General features: G+C 53.0%; 4 protein-coding genes and 2 pseudogenes. 3 read left to right on the top strand and 3 right to left on the bottom strand.

Going from position 1 to position 3,456, the window contains the following annotated elements:
- Positions 1-414, top strand: a 414-nt coding sequence (locus tag GEU01_RS20170) for a DUF6880 family protein (protein ID WP_373321431.1), incomplete at its 5' end; no start/stop codon positions are given.
- A 32-nt stretch (positions 415-446) separates the two neighbouring features.
- On the opposite strand, the pseudogene GEU01_RS27800 reads toward GEU01_RS20170, so the two are convergent.
- The 3 genes and pseudogenes from GEU01_RS27800 to GEU01_RS20155 all read right to left on the bottom strand — a co-directional run.
- A pseudogene (locus tag GEU01_RS27800) lies at positions 447-552 on the bottom strand (IS481 family transposase); the annotation flags it as partial.
- Positions 553-639: 87 nt separating this feature from the next.
- A pseudogene (locus GEU01_RS20160) lies at positions 640-768 on the bottom strand (resolvase); the annotation flags it as partial.
- Complete coding sequence (locus tag GEU01_RS20155) at positions 769-1,008, bottom strand: hypothetical protein (protein ID WP_019087485.1); 240 nt, start codon at positions 1,006-1,008, stop codon at positions 769-771.
- A gap of 415 nt (positions 1,009-1,423) precedes the next feature.
- Here GEU01_RS20155 and GEU01_RS20145 point away from each other — a divergent pair, with 415 nt between their 5' ends.
- Both GEU01_RS20145 and GEU01_RS20140 read left to right on the top strand, forming a co-directional pair.
- On the top strand, positions 1,424-2,023 hold the full coding sequence (locus GEU01_RS20145) for a helix-turn-helix domain-containing protein (RefSeq protein WP_019087483.1): 600 nt from the start codon (positions 1,424-1,426) through the stop codon (positions 2,021-2,023).
- Positions 2,013-3,257 (top strand): type II toxin-antitoxin system HipA family toxin, encoded by a 1,245-nt coding sequence (locus GEU01_RS20140; protein ID WP_019087482.1) that lies wholly within the window; start codon positions 2,013-2,015, stop codon positions 3,255-3,257. The genes GEU01_RS20145 and GEU01_RS20140 overlap by 11 nt, the downstream gene beginning before the upstream one ends.
- Positions 3,258-3,456: the final 199 nt, after the last annotated feature.

Below are 3,456 nucleotides of genomic sequence, written 5' to 3'. Positions count from 1 at the left end.
GCGATTGATGCTGAAGAACAGGCACTCAATCACATCCGTAATTTCCCGGTCAGGGGCGTAGCCCTTTCCACTCTTCTTAAATGGCCAGCGCTCGACGCTGCTGCCCGTCTCGTGCGGGAGCATACGGCAGAACTGGACGGGCGTGATTACGGAACACTACGTCCGGCTGCGGATCGTCTGTCTGAATCGTATCCCAATGAGGCGACCCTTCTTTACCGCCTGCTGGTCGAGGCCGTGCTGAATAAGGCGCTTTCCCGCTATTATTCCTATGCGGCGAAGGATCTCGCCTCCTGTCGGCTGCTTGCACAAATGCTGACAGCGACAAACGGCATGGAAACCCATGAAGCCTTTATGACCCGCTTGAAAGCGCAGCATAAGCGCAAGCTGGGTTTCTGGTCGCTGATCGGTGAATAATTAAAGACAGCGATAGGGGCAGCTGAATGTCTGTCAGGTTGTGAAACGTCATTGGCGTAATCAAGGAGTTCGTCGACCTGCTTCATGATGTTCACGATCAGCCGGTTTGATGTGATCAGCATTACGGAACGCATGATGGTTTCCTTCACTGACATTCAACTCCTCAGCATCCTCTCAGGACCACAGGGAGCCGTCCACGCCATCAGTTCTCAGTGAAAATCAACACCGATAGGTCTGCACGACGGGCCAGCCTTCACGGACGGCCATTTCATCGCACAGGCGCAACTGGTCCTCGATGGAGGCCGCACTCTGGTTGTCGGACGAATGGTGGGCATAAAGAGCTACGCGGGTCATTCACTCTCCCCTTTCCGGCCTGTCCTGCCCGTCCGGGCGATGGCCGGGAAGAGGGCAATTGTCGTTGGCCGCCCGCCCCAATTTCCGACGGGCGAACTCTTCGCGGGCGATCTGGCGGCCCATTGCGCTCGCCAGGGCAAACATCAGTTCATCGCACCGCGCTTTCGCGGCAGGATCGACCGGCCCGTTATCGTTGGCCGGGACGATACCGCCGAGTTTGCGTTTCGTATCTTTTACCATGCCGCCACTCCCCATTTCCGCAAAAAAACAGGGTATGAGGCATCGAAAAACTCACGGTCGGAACATCACAAATCCCGTGTTCGGGCGTTTACGTATGTCATAGCGGTAATCGGCGGGACTGGCGTAAGTCTCAAACGCCCCCGCTTCGCGTTCAATTCGGAGAAATTGCGGATCTTCACCGCATGATCGGGGAATCGAGCGACGATTTCCAGTTCGCCCCCAAATGCCGGCATGACATCAATCGGGTATAGCTTATCAAGCCCACAAAACTGTCCGAACGGACGGGGCCACCTCAAAATATACATAAAATTATTATTTGATATCGAAATATATATATCAATCTTGAAAGGCACCCAGAACTTTGATATATAAAACTGCATCATATATGTGAATTGATGCAGAAAAGAACATTGATATGAGCTACGACATAACAGGCATAGCAGAGCGATTGCAAGCGGCGCGCAAAACCAAGGGGTTAAGCCAACGCGAGTTGAGCGAGTTGGCTGGGGTGCCTCAAGCGCAGATTTCCCGGATCGAAGCAGGAACTGTCGACCTACGCCTCTCAAGCTTGGCCGCGCTCGCTCATGCCCTTGATCTGGAGCTTGCTCTTGTTCCACGCAAGGCTGTGGCCGTCGTGCGTTCCCTAAGCCGCGATGCGATCAGCTCCAACCGCAAAGACGTCGTTGCAATCCAAAAGGAGATGCAGCGAATCAGTGAGACAATGCGCGGCATCCAAATGAGCATGCCAGACCTCGAAGGACTTCAGCGACTTCAGAAGTCTATCTCCGACTTGCACCGGTTCCGAGTATCGATGCTCGACCTCGAGGAAATGAAAAAACTGCGTCACATAATTGAGCAGATCGGTCGTCCAGGAAAAGAGATGGTCTCACTCAATGAAAGCCTCAAAATAATGCGAACGATCCGCAACAAGGCTTCACATGATCCGCTACCCGATAGCGGAGATACCCTATCACGTCCGGCCTACTCTCTTGATGAGGAGGACGATGATGCCTGATGTTTCCTTCCTGACCGTCAAACTCCATGGCAAACCGATCGGGACACTCACGCATCTTGGCGATGAACGATCTATATTTACGTTCAATGACGCCTATATTGGTAACGCGGACAGAGAAACGCTCGGTTTGTCCTTCAAAGACCAGTATGGGGAGTTGCGGAACGACTTCAGGCCGATCAAGGTGAAGCTCATGCCGTTCTTCTCGAACCTGCTTCCTGAAGGTCGTCTCCGCAGCTATCTGGCAGAAAAGGCGGGCGTCAATGAGATGCGTGAGTTCTTCCTGATCCAAGCCCTCGGCCGCGACCTGCCCGGGGCTGTGACGGTCGAGGTCGCTGAAGATGAAGCACGGCCTTTGTTTGATGATCTCGATGATCAAGTCGAGGTTAAGGGCTCAAACACCCATGAAAACGCGCTCCGGTTTTCGCTTGCTGGGGTTCAGTTGAAATTTTCAGCCGTCATCGACGCTGCCGGTGGCCTGACCATTCCAGCAAGTGGGATCGGGGGCGGTTGGATCGTCAAGCTTCCCTCAAGAGAGTATCATGGCGTCCCTGAAAACGAATTCTCGATGATGACGCTTGCTCGCATGGTTGGCATCAATGTCCCACCTATCGGCTTGGTAGATATTAGCGGTATCAAAAACTTGCCGGACGGCATCGACCAGCTTGGAGACAAGGCTTTTATCATCGAGCGCTTTGATCGTTGCGAAGATGGCACATCCATCCATATCGAGGACTTTGCTCAGGTCTATGGGGTCTATTCCGAAGATAAGTACAAAAAGGCAAGCAACCGCAGCATCGCGTCGGTGATCGCGGCTGAGTCCGATCATAACGATGTTGCCGAGTTCATCCGTCGCCTGACTTTCAATACCCTCATCGGCAACGGGGATATGCATCTAAAAAATTGGTCACTCATCTACCCCGACCAGCGGACCGCCAAGCTCTCTCCTGCCTATGACTTCGTATCGACGATTCCCTACATTCCGGGCGATCAGTCGGCCTTGAATTTCAGTCGTACGCGACGGTTTGATCAATTCACGAAAGAGGAGCTTCTTCACCTCGCCGGCAAGGCCGCGCTGCCGAGAAAGCTGGTCCTCGACACGGCACGTGAAACTGTCGGTCTCTTCATGGATCGATGGTCATCCGAGAAGGCGCATCTTCCGATGTCCCGTCATATAGTCAAGGTCATCGACAACCATCTAAAGACTCTGCCTATCATAGGCGAGGCGACCAGCTAAGAAACGAAGCTGAATGAATATTGCCGCTGGATCCGGAGATAAGACTTTCAAGCAATGATGTCCGCTTTGCGAAACACAGTCCAGCACTCCGCATGACCAATGTGTAGGCGTAAGCGAACATTGCGAAGATGAATTATCCTTCTGACACAACAACTGTTGATTTTCACTGAGAACTGACCCGGGTAGGGCGGAAATTTTC

This window comes from Komagataeibacter europaeus LMG 18890, from assembly GCF_000285295.1.
GTDB lineage: Bacteria > Pseudomonadota > Alphaproteobacteria > Acetobacterales > Acetobacteraceae > Komagataeibacter > Komagataeibacter europaeus.
The sequence above is the reverse complement of the archived record's forward strand: the minus strand, read 5'-3'. Positions and strand labels throughout refer to the sequence as shown.